General features: G+C 58.7%; 15 protein-coding genes and 1 riboswitch. Of the genes, 7 read left to right on the top strand and 8 right to left on the bottom strand.

Annotated features, from left to right (window positions below; translation table 11 throughout):
- Positions 1 to 134: 134 nt before the first annotated feature.
- Positions 135 to 268, top strand: a riboswitch (molybdenum cofactor riboswitch).
- From moaA to AC2FAJ_RS09100, 6 genes are all read left to right on the top strand, one after another.
- Positions 256 to 1,245: a GTP 3',8-cyclase MoaA gene (gene moaA, locus AC2FAJ_RS09075; RefSeq protein ID WP_047368137.1), complete on the top strand. Its 990-nt coding sequence runs from the start codon at positions 256 to 258 to the stop codon at positions 1,243 to 1,245. It overlaps the preceding riboswitch by 13 nt.
- 24 nt (positions 1,246 to 1,269) lie before the next feature.
- Positions 1,270 to 1,782, top strand: a complete 513-nt coding sequence (moaB, locus tag AC2FAJ_RS09080; protein ID WP_023292963.1) for a molybdenum cofactor biosynthesis protein B — start codon at positions 1,270 to 1,272, stop codon at positions 1,780 to 1,782.
- 3 nt (positions 1,783 to 1,785) lie between these two features.
- Positions 1,786 to 2,271 carry a cyclic pyranopterin monophosphate synthase MoaC gene (gene moaC, locus AC2FAJ_RS09085; protein WP_008501142.1) on the top strand — a complete coding sequence of 162 codons (486 nt, stop codon included), beginning with the start codon at positions 1,786 to 1,788 and terminating at the stop codon, positions 2,269 to 2,271.
- Positions 2,264 to 2,509, top strand: a complete 246-nt coding sequence (gene moaD / locus AC2FAJ_RS09090; RefSeq protein ID WP_041910730.1) for a molybdopterin synthase sulfur carrier subunit — start codon at positions 2,264 to 2,266, stop codon at positions 2,507 to 2,509. Before moaC ends, moaD begins: the two co-directional genes overlap by 8 nt.
- A 1-nt stretch (position 2,510) precedes the next feature.
- Positions 2,511 to 2,963: a molybdopterin synthase catalytic subunit MoaE gene (gene moaE / locus AC2FAJ_RS09095; protein ID WP_041910729.1), complete on the top strand. Its 453-nt coding sequence runs from the start codon at positions 2,511 to 2,513 to the stop codon at positions 2,961 to 2,963.
- Between the two features lie 64 nt (positions 2,964 to 3,027).
- Positions 3,028 to 3,735, top strand: a complete 708-nt coding sequence (locus AC2FAJ_RS09100) for a Bax inhibitor-1/YccA family protein (RefSeq protein ID WP_485454056.1) — start codon at positions 3,028 to 3,030, stop codon at positions 3,733 to 3,735.
- A 105-nt stretch (positions 3,736 to 3,840) separates the two neighbouring features.
- Here AC2FAJ_RS09100 and AC2FAJ_RS09105 read toward each other — a convergent pair whose 3' ends face one another.
- Genes AC2FAJ_RS09105 through AC2FAJ_RS09115 form a run of 3 tightly spaced genes read right to left on the bottom strand, consistent with a single transcriptional unit; the run spans position 3,841 to position 6,799 of the window.
- Complete coding sequence (locus AC2FAJ_RS09105; RefSeq protein ID WP_028012425.1) at positions 3,841 to 4,803, bottom strand: lysylphosphatidylglycerol synthase domain-containing protein; 963 nt, start codon at positions 4,801 to 4,803, stop codon at positions 3,841 to 3,843.
- The gene (clsB, locus tag AC2FAJ_RS09110; RefSeq protein ID WP_045259955.1) at positions 4,803 to 6,041 is read right to left on the bottom strand and encodes a cardiolipin synthase ClsB; all 1,239 of its coding nucleotides are present in this window, start codon (positions 6,039 to 6,041) and stop codon (positions 4,803 to 4,805) included. The genes AC2FAJ_RS09105 and clsB overlap by 1 nt, the downstream gene beginning before the upstream one ends.
- Positions 6,038 to 6,799: an endonuclease/exonuclease/phosphatase family protein gene (locus AC2FAJ_RS09115; protein WP_041910727.1), complete on the bottom strand. Its 762-nt coding sequence runs from the start codon at positions 6,797 to 6,799 to the stop codon at positions 6,038 to 6,040. The genes clsB and AC2FAJ_RS09115 overlap by 4 nt, the downstream gene beginning before the upstream one ends.
- 133 nt (positions 6,800 to 6,932) lie before the next feature.
- Between AC2FAJ_RS09115 and AC2FAJ_RS09120 the strand changes: the two genes are divergently transcribed.
- Positions 6,933 to 7,343, top strand: coding sequence for a YbhQ family protein (locus tag AC2FAJ_RS09120; protein ID WP_045630912.1), 411 nt, complete (start codon positions 6,933 to 6,935; stop codon positions 7,341 to 7,343).
- Here the strand turns inward: AC2FAJ_RS09120 and AC2FAJ_RS09125 are convergent.
- The 5 genes from AC2FAJ_RS09125 to cecR are packed head-to-tail and all read right to left on the bottom strand — an operon-like array spanning position 7,305 to position 12,945.
- The gene (locus tag AC2FAJ_RS09125) at positions 7,305 to 8,411 is read right to left on the bottom strand and encodes an ABC transporter permease (RefSeq protein WP_041910726.1); all 1,107 of its coding nucleotides are present in this window, start codon (positions 8,409 to 8,411) and stop codon (positions 7,305 to 7,307) included. The two genes, AC2FAJ_RS09120 and AC2FAJ_RS09125, sit on opposite strands and share 39 nt — an antisense overlap.
- A gap of 9 nt (positions 8,412 to 8,420) precedes the next feature.
- Complete coding sequence (locus AC2FAJ_RS09130) at positions 8,421 to 9,554, bottom strand: ABC transporter permease (RefSeq protein WP_485454057.1); 1,134 nt, start codon at positions 9,552 to 9,554, stop codon at positions 8,421 to 8,423.
- Positions 9,544 to 11,283 carry an ATP-binding cassette domain-containing protein gene (locus tag AC2FAJ_RS09135; protein ID WP_192978613.1) on the bottom strand — a complete coding sequence of 580 codons (1,740 nt, stop codon included), beginning with the start codon at positions 11,281 to 11,283 and terminating at the stop codon, positions 9,544 to 9,546. Before AC2FAJ_RS09135 ends, AC2FAJ_RS09130 begins: the two co-directional genes overlap by 11 nt.
- On the bottom strand, positions 11,276 to 12,271 hold the full coding sequence (gene hlyD, locus AC2FAJ_RS09140; protein ID WP_045630914.1) for a secretion protein HlyD: 996 nt from the start codon (positions 12,269 to 12,271) through the stop codon (positions 11,276 to 11,278). Before hlyD ends, AC2FAJ_RS09135 begins: the two co-directional genes overlap by 8 nt.
- Entirely contained in the window at positions 12,271 to 12,945 is a 675-nt protein-coding gene (gene cecR / locus AC2FAJ_RS09145) for a transcriptional regulator CecR (RefSeq protein WP_048956996.1), read from the bottom strand. Before cecR ends, hlyD begins: the two co-directional genes overlap by 1 nt.
- Between the last annotated feature and the right edge of the window lie 55 nt (positions 12,946 to 13,000).

The raw sequence follows: 13,000 nt of genomic DNA on the forward strand, positions 1-13,000 counted from the left end.
GCGAAAATGCGGTTTTTAGGTATTCTGTAGCGAAAATGCAGGACTGAATCGCTATATATGTAATTATATAGCGAAAAGCGACAATGGCGGAGTGTCGATTTCCACGCTACTATCGCCATAACCACGTTTTCAAAACTGAAAACATACACTCTAGCCCTGGCGCCTGTGTCGAATGATATGGCGCCCTGGCCGTGGCGGATTTGCCACCAGGGTACAGAAAGAAATGACTGTGCCTCCCGATCTGGAAAGGTGTACATGGCTTCACAACTTACTGATGCTTTCGCGCGTAAGTTTTACTACTTGCGTCTGTCGATTACCGATGTGTGCAACTTCCGTTGCACCTACTGCCTGCCCGATGGCTACAAGCCGGGCAGCGTCACCAATAATGGCTTTCTCTCCGTGGATGAAGTGCGCCGCGTCACGCGTGCGTTCTCTGAGCTCGGTACCGAAAAAGTCCGTCTGACCGGTGGCGAACCCTCCCTGCGCCGCGATTTCCCCGACATCATTGCCGCGGTACGCGAAAACGAACGCATCCGCCAGATCGCGGTGACCACCAACGGTTACCGCATGGCGCGTGACGTGGCCAACTGGCGCGACGCTGGCCTAACCGCGATCAACGTCAGCGTGGACAGCCTTGATGCCCGGCAGTTTCACGCCATTACCGGTCAGGACAAGTTCCGCCAGGTGATGGACGGCATCGATGCGGCGTTTACCGCCGGGTTCGAAAAGGTCAAAGTCAACACGGTGCTGATGCGCGACGTAAACCACCATCAGCTGGACACCTTCCTGGCGTGGATTAAATCCCGTCCCATTCAACTGCGTTTTATCGAGCTGATGGAAACGGGCGAGGGCAGCGAGCTGTTCCGCCGTCACCATATTTCCGGCATGGTGTTGCGCGATGAGCTGCTGAAACGCGGCTGGATCCACCAGATCCGCCAGCGCAGCGACGGCCCGGCACAGGTCTTTTGTCACCCGGATTACGAAGGCGAAATTGGGCTTATCATGCCCTATGAGAAAGACTTCTGCGCCAGCTGCAACCGCCTGCGCGTCTCTTCCGTCGGCAAACTCCATCTCTGCCTGTTTGGCGACGGTGGCGTGGATCTTCGCGATCTGCTGGAAGACGATGCGCAGCAGGCCGCGCTTGAAGCGCGCATTTCTGAAGCGCTGACGCACAAAAAGCAGACCCACTTCCTGCATCAGGGCAATACCGGCATTACTCAGAACCTGTCCTACATCGGCGGGTAATCAGTCTTTAGAAGGAACCAGAAGATGAGTCAGGTCAGCGCAGAATTTATCCCGACACGCATTGCTATTCTTACCGTTTCCGACCGCCGTGGCGAAGAGGATGATACCTCCGGCCACTGGCTGCGCGAGGCTGCCCATGACGCGGGGCATCACATCGTCGATAAAGCGATCGTGAAGGAGAACCGCTACGCCATTCGCGCGCAGGTCTCTCAGTGGATCGCCAGCGATGAGGTGCAGGTGGTGCTGATCACCGGCGGCACCGGCTTTACCGCAGGCGATCAGGCGCCTGAAGCGCTGATCCCGCTGTTCGACCGCGAGGTGGAAGGCTTCGGCGAGGTGTTCCGCATGCTCTCCTTTGAAGAGATTGGCACCTCCACGCTGCAGTCGCGCGCGGTGGCCGGCGTGGCAAACAACACGCTGATTTTCGCCATGCCGGGCTCGACCAAAGCCTGCCGCACCGCATGGGAAAATATTATTGCCCCGCAGCTGGATGCCCGTACCCGTCCGTGTAATTTTCATCCCCATTTGAAGAAGTAAACTATGTCACAACTGACCCACATTAACGCCGCTGGCGAAGCGCATATGGTGGATGTCTCCGCCAAGGCCGAAACGGTGCGCGAGGCGCGTGCTGAGGCATTCGTCACCATGCTGCCTGAGACGCTGGCGATGATTATCGACGGCAGCCACCATAAGGGCGACGTCTTTGCCACCGCCCGCATCGCCGGTATTCAGGCTGCAAAACGGACCTGGGACCTCATCCCGCTCTGCCATCCGCTGATGCTGAGCAAGGTGGAAGTGAACCTGCAGGCGCAGCCGGAGCACAACCGCGTGCGTATTGAGTCCCTCTGCCGCTTAACCGGCAAAACCGGCGTGGAGATGGAAGCCCTGACGGCGGCCTCCGTCGCCGCGCTGACCATCTACGACATGTGCAAAGCGGTGCAGAAAGATATGGTGATTGGCCCGGTTCGTCTGCTGGCAAAAAGCGGCGGCAAATCCGGTGATTTTAAGGTGGACAGCCATGATTAAGGTGCTCTTTTTCGCCCAGGTGCGTGAGCTGGTTAATACCGACAGCCTGACGCTGGACGGCTCTTTTGAAAACGTCGCCGCCCTGCGCGCGCACCTGGCGGCACAAAGCGACCGCTGGGCGCTGGCGCTCGACGAAGGCAAGCTGCTGGCGGCCGTTAACCAGACGCTGGTGGAGTTCACCCACCCGCTGACTGAAGGGGATGAAGTGGCCTTCTTCCCGCCGGTCACAGGGGGCTAAGATGGCTGAAACCCGAATTCTGGTCGGTCCCGAGCGCTTTAACGTCGGTACAGAATATGACTGGCTGGCGGAGCGCGATGAAGACGGCGCGGTCGTTACTTTCACCGGTAAAGTGCGTAACCACAATCTCGGCGACAGCGTAAAAGCGCTGACGCTGGAGCACTATCCGGGCATGACGGAGAAATCGCTGGCGGCAATTGTGGATGAAGCGCGAGGCCGCTGGCCGCTCGGGCGGGTCACGGTGATCCACCGCATCGGCGAGATGTGGCCCGGCGAAGAGATTGTCTTTGTCGGCGTGACCAGCGCGCACCGCGGTAGCGCCTTTGCGGCAGGGGAGTTCATTATGGATTACCTCAAAACCAAAGCGCCGTTCTGGAAGCGCGAAGCCACGCCGGAAGGCGAGCGCTGGGTGGAATCTCGCGACAGCGATAAACAGGCCGCCAGCCGTTGGTAGTCGGTTTACGTGGATGTGTTACTCTTAACGTGTGTGTCTTCTTAACCTTAATCAGGAGTGAATCATGGACCGATTTCCGCGTTCCGATTCAATAGTACAGCAGACCCGTAGCGGCCTGCAGACGTATATGGCTCAGGTGTACGGCTGGATGACGATCGGCCTGCTGCTTACCGCGTTTATTGCGTGGTATGCGGCGAACACGCCTGAACTGATGATGTTTATCTTCTCCAGCAAAATCACCTTCTTTGGGCTGATTATCGCGCAGCTTGCGCTGGTGTTTGTGCTTTCTGGCCTGGTACAAAAGCTGAGTGCCGGAATGGCGACCACGCTGTTTATGCTCTATTCGGCGCTGACCGGTTTGACGCTCTCCAGTATTTTCATCGTCTACACCTACTCCTCCATCGCCAGCACCTTCGTGGTGACCGGCGGGATGTTCGGCGTGATGAGCCTGTACGGTTACACCACCAAACGTGACTTGAGCGGCTTAGGTAATATGCTGTTTATGGGGCTGATCGGGATTGTGCTGGCATCGCTGGTGAACCTGTGGCTGAAGAGCGACGCGCTGATGTGGGCCGTGACCTATATCGGGGTGGTGGTCTTCGTTGGCTTGACGGCCTACGACACCCAGAAGCTGAAAAACATCGGCGAGCAGATCGACGTGCGCGACAGTTCAAACCTGCGCAAATACTCGATTCTGGGCGCGCTGACGCTGTATCTGGACTTCATCAACCTGTTCCTGATGCTGCTGCGGATTTTCGGCAACCGTCGCTAGGGTTGTTTTGCCGGGTGGCGGTGCGGTCTGGTGCCCTCACCCTGACCCTCTCCCACGGGAGAGGGAACAAACACTAAAAACGGCAACAAAGTTGCCGTTTTGCTTTTATTTCGCCATTGCCTTTTCATTTTTCGCCCGTAACTTTTTCGCCCGGCTCTCCAGCACCAGATAACAGACCGTTGCCAGCGCCAGCGGCAGGAAGTAATAGAGCATGCGGTAGGCGAGCAGGGCGGCAATAATCGTCCCCTGTGAAACATGTTCTCCGGCCAGCAGCGCGATAAACACCGCCTCCAGCACACCAATTCCCGCCGGAATATGCACGATAACCCCGGCGATACTGCTCACCAGCAGCACGCCCAGCACGAAGAAGTAGTTCACATCCTCGCCAATCAACAGCCAGATGATCGCCCCCATCGCCATCCAGTTGGCGCTGGATACCGCCATCTGCAGCACCGCGAACTTCCACGACGGCAGTACCAGTTTCTGCCCTTTAATGGTCATATGGCGGCGTTTGGCAAAGGCGCAGGCCCACAGATACACGGCGATGATCAGCAGCAGCACGATGCCGAGAATGCGCAGCGTGGCCTCGTCGATATACCAGTGCGCGGGCAGCTGCACCACGCCGATGGTGAAAATCACCCCGCCCAGCAGAATGTACCCCAGCCAGTTGGTGGTGATACTCAGTGAGAAAATGCGGGTGATGGTGCCACCCGGTAATCCGAGACGCGAGTACAGGCGATAGCGCATGCCGATGCCGCCCACCCAGGTGCTCAGCGTCAGGTTGAAGGCGTAGCAGATAAACGACACCAGCATCACCTGACGTTTAGCCAGCTTGTGGCCGCAGTAGGCGCGACCGAGCAGGTCGTAGCAGCCGTACATCAGGTAGCTGACGATAACCAGCCCTACGGCACCCAGCAGCACCAGCCGGTTATAGTTGCGGATAACCTTCCACACCTCTTCCCAGTCCACTTTCTGCGCGTAGACCACCAGCAGTACCGCGACCGCGATAAAAAATACCCAGGTGAGGATTTTTTTCGCCAGCCGCCAGCGAGGATGAGATTTTGACATCAGGGTTTGCCTCCATCTTCCGCTTCAACGCGGTCCTGGGTTTCCATTTCAGGTTGTACCGGTGGATCAACCTGCGCCAGCTTTGGCGTATGCGCCGGCAGCCAGCCGACCATCGCCGGGAAGTGGCGCAGGAAGTGGAACACCACCACGCCGATGCCAACGTTCCACCAGCTCCGTTTCGGCACCATGGACTCATCCACCCGCACACAGTCCTTATGGATAAGTCCCTGAAGGTTATCCCGCAGGGTCTGGTTAAACTGACGGTCGTGGATGATCAGGTTCGCTTCCAGGTTCAGCGACAGGCTCAGCGGATCGAGGTTACTGGAGCCGACGGTTGCCCAGTGGTCATCCATGACGGCCACTTTGCCGTGCAGCGGGCGGCGGCGGTATTCATATATCTGCACGCCGCTTTTCACCAGGTAGCGGTAGAGCAGGCGCGCGCCCACCTTCACAATCGGCATATCCGGCTCGCCCTGCACAATCAGTTTAACGCTCACGCCACGTCGGGCCGCGTTGCGCATGGCGTGCAGAATACGGTAGCCGGGGAAGAAATAGGCGTTGGCGATAATCACTTCGCGCTTCGCATTGGCCAGCATCTTCAGGTAATGACGTTCAATATCGTCCCGATGCTCCTCGTTGTCCCGCCAGACAAACAGCGCCTGCGCTTCGCCGGGCTTGCGGTTCTCTTCCGGGCGATGACGGCGTCGCCACCAGCGGCGAGCGGCCTCTTTACCGGGCAAGTTTTCCAGCACGAACAGCTGGATGTCCTGAACCACCGGTCCCTCAATGCGGATCGCGTAGTCCTGCTTGGCCTCCGGGCCGTAATCCGACATATGCTCGGCGGAGTAGTTAATGCCGCCCACGAACGCCACCGTTTCGTCCACTACGACTATTTTGCGGTGCATGCGCCGGAACAGGTTGGTGCGCATGCCGAACAGACGCGGACCGGGATCGTAGTAGCGGAACACCACGCCGGCGGCGGTGAGCTCGTTAACAAATTCATCGCTAAGATCCGGCGAGCCATATCCATCGAGCAGGGCCTCGATTTTTATCCCGCGCCGGGCGGCATGCAGCAGTACGCTGTGCAGCTGCCTGCCAACGTCGTCTTCAAACCAGATAAACGTTTCAAGGTAGACTTTCTGCTGTGCGTGGCTAATCGCCTCAAAGACCGCCGGATAAAAGTTATCGCCGTTTTCCAGCAGCGTAATACGGTTACCTTCCTGCCAGGTGCATTTCATAAGTGGATCTCCGCGCTCAGCGGGGCATGGTCGGAAAGATGTCGCCAGTTCAGTAACGCCAGCGCCGTCGGGCTGCTGGCATGCGCATTTTTCACGTAGATGCGGTCCAGGCGCAGCAGGGGGAAGCGCACCGGAAACGTCCGTGCGGGACGACCATGTGCCCGGGTGAAAATTTCCTCCAGTCCTGCTTTGACCTTCAGCGGATGGTTGGCGCGCTGCCGCCAGTCGTTAAAATCCCCGGCGACCACCACGGGTTCGCCTTCCGGCAGCGCATTGGTCCAGTCCGCCAGCATCTGCAGCTGCGCCTGGCGGTGGGCTTCACGCAGTCCGAGGTGAACGCAGCCCACGTGAACCGGAACGTCAAGTTCCGGCGGCGTGATGCGGCAGTAAAGCAGCCCGCGCTTTTCGCTCTCCCCGACGGAAACGTCCCGGTTCTCATAATGTTCTATAGGAAAACGCGACAGCACCGCATTACCGTGATGGCCTTCCGGATAGACCGCGTTGCGGCCGTAGGCGTAATCGCTCCACATGGTGTCGGCCAGGAATTCATAGTGCGGCGTATCGGGCCAGTTTTCGAAATGCATGGGGTGTACCTCGTGCGCGCCCATCACCTCCTGCAGGCAGACAATGTCCGCGCTGACGGTGCGTACCGCGTCGCGCAGCTCCGGTAAAATGAAGCGGCGGTTAAATGCTGTGAAGCCCTTATGAATGTTTATCGTCAGCACCTTAAGCGAGAAATGCTGCGTTTTTTTGCTCATAAACACCTTCCTGGGTGACTATCCCGATGAAAATAAAGTGTAGTCGGCGTCACAAAAAGATGCGGCGTTACGGAATTTTCCGTAAAGTGCGGTAGTCTGATTAAGCAGAGAAAAATCCTTCAGGAGAGAAGCCATGAAGTGGCAACAACGTGTTCGTGTCGCAACGGGTTTGAGTTGCTGGCAGATAATGTTGCATTTACTGGTCGTGGCCGTACTGGTGATGGGCTGGATGAGCGGCACGCTGGTGCGTGTTGGCTTAGGGCTATGCGTCCTCTATGGCGTCACCGTGCTGTCGATGCTGTTCTTACAGCGCCACCATGACGCGCGCTGGCGCGAGGTGGGTGATGTGCTCGAAGAGCTCACCACCACCTGGTACTTTGGTGCCGCGATGATCGTGCTGTGGCTGCTGTCACGCGTGCTGCAAAACAACCTGCTGCTGGCCCTGGCGGGTCTGGTAATCCTTGCAGGGCCAGCGGTAGTGTCGCTGCTCACTAAAGAGAAAAAGCTACGCAATGTTGCGTCTAAACATCGCATAGGCCACTGACCCCGTCGTGGCCGCTATGACCAGTAGCGGCCACAAACTTCCCCAGACAATGTCCAGACTCGCATCCTTCAGATAGATCTGCTTGGTGATATCCGTAAAATGTCGAATCGGGTTTATCCACGTTAAATCCTGCAGCCACACCGGCATGTTCTCGACGGGCGAAACGTACCCGGAGAGCAGAATCGCCGGCATCATAAAGACGAATACCCCGATAAACGCCTGCTGCTGCGTGGAGCAGAGCGCTGAAATCAGCAGCCCAAACCCCACCAGCGACAGCCCGTAAATCACCATCGTGAAGTAAAACAGCGCCAGCGATCCGGCGAACGGGATCTCGTAGGCCCAAATTCCCACCCCCAGCACGATGGTAGCCTGGAAGGTGGCGACGATCAGCGCTGGCACCGCTTTGCCGACGAAAATCTGCCAGGTGGCGAGCGGGGAAACCAGCAACTGATCCAGCGTGCCCTGTTCGCGCTCGCGGGCCACGGACAGGGAGGTCACGATCATCACCCCGATGGTGGTGATCATGGCGATCAGCGACGGCACCACAAACCACTTGTAGTCCAGATTCGGGTTGTACCAGTTGCGCACCACCAGCTCGCTGTTATTGGGCTTCGGTTTGCCCTCCATCAGCTCCTGCTGATACTCCTTCACTATCTGCTGCAGGTAGTTGGCCGCTATCTGGGCGCTGTTGGAGTTGCGCCCGTCGAGGATCAGCTGCATTGGCGCGGTCTGGAAGGTATCCAGATTGCGGGAGAAATCCGCCGGAAAACGCACCAGCAGCAGCGCTTTTTGCGTGTCGATAGTGGGCTGGATCTCCTGCGGGCTTTTCAGCAACAGGATGTGGGTAAAGGCCTTCGCCCGGGCAAAACGCTGCGTCAGCTCGACGGCGTGTTTGCCGTTGTCTTCATTATAAATGGCAATGGTGGCGTTAGTTACCTCAAGGGTGGCGGCAAACGGGAACAATAAAACCTGAAGCAGCACCGGCAGCACCAGAATGGCGCGGGTTTGCGGCTCGCGCAGCAGGGACTGCAGCTCTTTGCGGATCAATGTCCATAAGCGGTGAAACATGTGCGCTCCTTAATCCAGTCGCCGTTTGGTTTTCAGCCACGTCAACCCGATAAACATCACCGCCGACGCCAGCAAAAACAGGGTATTGATAATCAGCACCACCGGAATATTCCCCGCCAGGAACAGGCTTTGCAGCGTGCTCACGAAGTAGCGCGCCGGAATGATGTAGGTCACAGCGCGGATCACCGCAGGCATGCTGTCTATCTGGAAGATAAACCCGGAGAGCATAATCGATGGCAGGAAAGCGGCGTTGAGCGCCACCTGCGCGGCGTTAAACTGGTTGCGGGTGATGGTGGAAATTAACAGCCCCATCCCCAGCGTGCTGAGTAAAAACAGGCTGGTGATAAAGAACAGTACCACCAGCGAGCCGCGATACGGCACGCCAAGAATAAAGACCGCGACCAGCATGCAGAGCAGCATCGCCAGCATGCCGAGGAAGTAGTAGGGGATGAGCTTGCACAGCAGCAGCTCAACCCGCGTCACCTCGGTGGAGAGCAGCGCCTCCATAGTGCCACGCTCCCACTCGCGGGCGATGACCAGCGAGGTGAGGATCGCGCCAATCACCGTCATAATGATGGTCACCGCCCCCGGAATAATAAAGTGCTGGCTGATGGCGGCGGGGTTAAACCAGTAGCGCGTCTGCACATCAATGAGCGGTTCAAACGTCTCGCCCCGGTCTTCGGCGCGCTGCATCTGCCAGAGCTGCCAGATCCCCTCCGCATAGCCCTGCACGAAGTTGGCGGTGTTCGGCTCGCTGCCGTCGGTAATCACCTGAATCGGCGCATTGGCACCCGGGCGCGCCATGTTGGCGGCGAAATCCACCGGGATGACGATCAGGCCGCGAATTTTCCCGGCCTGCATTTTCTGAATCAGTTCCTGCCGGTTGTCGCTGACGGTGGCGTCAATGTAGGGTGAGCCGGTCATGGCATGGGTGAAGTCCAGCGCCTCTTCGCTCTGCTGCTCCAGCAAAATACCGACCCGCAGCTTGCTGGAGTCGAGGTTAATGCCGTAGCCAAAGATAAACAGCAGCAGCAGGGGGATCACCACCGCAATCAGCCAGCTGCTGGGGTCACGCACGATCTGCCGCGTCTCTTTGATGCACAGGGCGCGCACCCGGCGCCAGGAAAGGGCGTTACTGCGCATGAGCATTCTCCTTATCCCAGTCGTGGATGAGGGTGATAAACGCCTGCTCCATGGTCGGGTCTGGCTGGGCGTCGTCGGCGGCCTGCGCTTTCAGGTCGTCCGGGGTACCGTGGGCAATCAGCTTGCCGCGATAGACCAGCCCGATGCGGTCGCAGTACTCCGCCTCATCCATAAAGTGGGTGGTGACCATCACGGTCACGCCTTTTTCCACCATGCTGTTGATGTGCAGCCAGAATTCACGGCGTGTGAGGGGGTCCACGCCTGACGTGGGTTCATCAAGAAACAGGATATCCGGCTCGTGCATCAACGAGCAGGCCAGCGCCAGCCGCTGCTTAAAGCCGAGCGGCAGCTCGTCGGTGGCGTGGGACGCAATATTCGTTAACCCGAAGGCGTCGCTCATGCGGCGGATTTTTTCATTCTGCGCCCGCCCGCGCAGGCCGTACACGCCGGAGAAAAAGCGCAGATTCTGCTCGACCGTCAGGTTGCCGTACAGCGAGAACTTCTGCGCCATATAGCCGAGATGCTGGCGCGCCTTGCCGGAACTGAGCTTGAGATCCATGTCCAGCACCAGCGCCTTGCCGGACGTCGGGACCAGCAGGCCGCACATCATCTTAAAGGTGGTGGATTTTCCCGCGCCGTTCGGCCCGAGCAGGCCAAATATCTCGCCGCGCTTCACCGCAAAGTTGACGTTGTCGGTGGCGGCGAAGTCCCCGAATTTTTTGGTGAGCGATTTTGCTTCGATCACCGTTTCGCCCGGCGTGCCTTCCACCGTGTGCAGGATTGCGCCAAGGGGCGATTCCGACGTGCCTGCACCGCCCAGCAGGTCGATAAACGCATCTTCAAAGCGCGGGGCGGTCTCGTCCATTTCAATCTCAGGCATGCCCGGCGCACGGCGAATATCGTCGACGGTGGCCTCTTTTTTGAGGATCACGCGCACCGAGCGGCCCTGAATCATCCCGTCGCTCACCTGCGGCAGCTTCAGCACCCGCTGCAGCAGCCTGCGGTTGGACTCCTGCGGGCTGTGCAGCAGAAAACTGCGCCCGGCCATGGTGTGCGTAAGCTCGGTCGGTTCGCCCTGATAGAGCAGTTCGCCCTCGTTCATCAGCAGCACGTCCCGGCACTGCTCCGCTTCGTCGAGGTAGGAGGTGCTCCAGAGGATCAGCATCCCGTCGCCCGCCAGCTCGTGCACCATCTGCCACAGCTCGCGGCGGGAGATCGGGTCCACGCCGACGCCGGGCTCATCGAGCAACAGCACCTTCGGCTCGCCCACCAGCGTACAGGCCAGCCCCAGCTTCTGCTTCATCCCGCCGGAAAGCTTGCCCGCCAGCCGGTCGGTGAACGGGCCGAGGGAGGTAAATTCGAGCAGTCGGGCAAAGGTTTTCTGCCGGGTTTCACCGGTGACGCTGCGCAGGTCGGCGTACAGATTGAGGTTCTCCATCACCGTTAAATCTTCGTACAGGCCAAACTTCTGCGGCATATAGCCGAGCATGGCGTGGAGCGCGCCGTCGTCTTTTATCGGGTCAAGGCCAAGCACGCTGGCCGAGCCTTCATCCGGCTTCAGCAGCCCCGCCAGCATCCGCATCAGCGTGGTTTTGCCCGCGCCGTCCGGGCCCACCAGTCCGGTCACGTAGCCTTTCTGAATGGTGCAGTTCAGCGGCGCGACCGCCGGTTTATCCATTCCGGGGAAGCGTTTGACCAGATTGTTGAGCTGGATAACCGCATCATTCATGTCGTTCCCCGTCGTTTAAGGTCACGGTAACAGGCATGCCCTGACGCAGCGCGTCGTCCGCGTCGGTGACGATGATGCGCAGACGGTACACGAGGTCGGTACGCAGATCCGGCGTTTCTACCGTTTTCGGCGTGAATTCGGCGGTAGGGGAGACAAAGCCCACTTTACCGTGATACGGCTTGTCCGGGCGACCATCGGTATAAAGCAGCAGCTCGCGGCCCGGCTGCATCTGGCCGAGATTCGGCTCATCAATGTAGGCCCGCACCCATACCGGACGGGTTAAGGACAGCGTCAAGACGGTACTGCCCGCGCTGAGCATGCTGCCCGGCTCTACCGCGCGGGTCATCAGCGTGCCGTCAGACGGGGCGGTTAAGATAGTGTCGCGCAGATCCAGCTCCGCCTGGGCAAGCTGCGCCTGCGCCTGCTCGAGGCTGGCCTTCGCCTGGGCGATGTCCTGCTCGCGGTTACCGGAGCGGTACTGGCTTAATTTATCCTGCGCGGATTTCAGCGTCGCCTGCGCCTGGTCGCGGGATGACCGCGCGTTTTCCAGATCGTTGGCGGAAATGGTGCGGCTTTTCCACAGCCCCTGCTGGCGGTTATAGAAGTTCTGCGCGTAGTCGTAGGCGGCTTTGGCCTGCTTAACGGCGGCAGCGGCCTGGGCAATCTCCTCATCGCGATAGCCTGCCAGCATCAGGTCATACTGCGCCTGGGCGACGGAGACGCCGGCTTTTGCCTGCATCAGCGCGTTCTCAAAGGGGGCTTTATCCAGCACGCCCAGCGTCTGCCCGGCTTTGATGGCATCGCCTTCGTCAACGCTCAGCGAGGCGAGACGTCCGCCGACGCGGAAGCTCATATTCACCGTGCGAATATCCACGTTGCCGTACAGCGTCAGGCCCCGATCCTGCTGGCTCTGATACCACAGCCAGCCACCGATTCCCGCGGCAAGCAAAACAACAACCACCAGAATGATGGTGACAGGTTTTTTCATCACTTCAGGCTCCTTTGCGTTAAGCCTTGCAGGATCAGATCGAGATGACAGGTGATGACCTGGCTAATCTGCGCGGCTTTATCCTCATCGAATTGTGCCCAGCCCGTGCGTAACAGGATGGTTTCACGCCCCAGACGGAAGGCGAGAATTTCGCCCAGCAGGGCGTGGGTATGCAAAATGGTGTCGGTATCGCTGGCGTCCCGCCCGGTGTAGGCGGCAATCAGCCGGGTCAGATGGGTGTGCATCGGGGCAATCACCTGATCGTGTACCAGCTGATAAGCGGCAGTGGGGGAGAGCTGCTCGCGGGAGATAAATTTGCTCAGGTTGAGCGTATCGTCGTGCGTCAGCAGGCGGATCATATTGTGGCAGGCATTGAGAATAAGTTGCCTGATAGCGGTACGATCCGGCGTCGGCTGGCTCAGCAGCCCGCAGGCCTCCTCAACGTGCGGGCGAAAATTGTTGCCAATAAAATCGGCAATCCACTGGGCGCAGGCGAGGTATAAATCCTCTTTTGAGCCAAAATAGTAGGTAATGGCCGCAATGTTTTGCCCGGCCTGGGCGGCGATATCCCGCGTGGTGGCATGCAGGCCATACTCGCCAAACTGCGCCAGCGCGGCGGCGATAAGCTGGCTTTTGGCCTGTTCACCTTTGGTTGTCGTCGGTGTCGTATTCATGTCGGCATTAAAAATTAATCAATCGATTGATTAAAATTATACCTGAATCGCTAAA

It is taken from the genome of Enterobacter cloacae complex sp. 385G4, from assembly GCF_057320665.1.